The organism is Kineococcus vitellinus (assembly GCF_009906315.1).
Lineage (GTDB): Bacteria > Actinomycetota > Actinomycetes > Actinomycetales > Kineococcaceae > Kineococcus > Kineococcus vitellinus.
This window is the reverse complement of sequence record NZ_JAAALL010000627.1, coordinates 1-659: the sequence shown is the minus strand read 5'-3', so window position 1 is coordinate 659 and position 659 is coordinate 1. Positions and strand designations below refer to the sequence as shown.

The 659-nt window shown below is 78.5% G+C and carries 1 pseudogene; it reads left to right on the top strand.

Going from position 1 to position 659, the window contains the following annotated elements:
• Nucleotides 1-637, top strand: a pseudogene (locus GTQ99_RS23810) (TerD family protein); the annotation flags it as partial.
• Between the last annotated feature and the right edge of the window lie 22 nt (nucleotides 638-659).

Genomic DNA, 659 nt, shown 5'->3' with positions numbered 1-659 from the left:
GCCCGACGACGGCGTCGGGCGGTGGCGGCGGGCCGGCGAGCGGCGGGTCGTCCTCGACGAGGACGACCCGGTGCGCACCATCCCGGCGGCCGAGCGCTCCGGCGGGACGCTGCGGGTGCTGCTGCAGTGGGAGCAGCTGGTCACCGCGGCCGGGCTGCGCCGTTCGTCCGACGTCCACCTGGGGTGCCTCTGGGAGACGCGCGAGCGTCACGCGGGTGCGCTGCAGTCCCGGGGTGAGCTGCTCGCCGCGCCGGGGTTCGGCGCCCGCCAGGTGCTGCGCCTGGGCGCGCGCAGCGAGGAGGCCGGCGAGGAGGTCCTCGTCGACGCGCGCCACCTGGACCTGCTGCGCCGGATGGTCTTCTACGCCTACGCGGTGGGGCCGCGGCCCCCGGACCTCACCCGGCTGGCCCCGCAGCTGACGATCGGCCGCCGCGGCGGCGGCACGCTGCAGCTGTGGGCCGGTCCCGCCCCGCAGGGCGCGCGCACCTGCGCGCTGGCCTCGGTGCACGACGTCGGCGGCGACCTCGTCGTGCGCCGGGAGGCGGAGTTCTTCGAGGGGCCGGTGCGCGACGTGGCCCTGGCCTACGGCTTCGACCTGGACTGGAACGCGGACGGCACCGTCCCGCGCCCGTCCTGACCCCCGCCGCGCGGTGAGCACC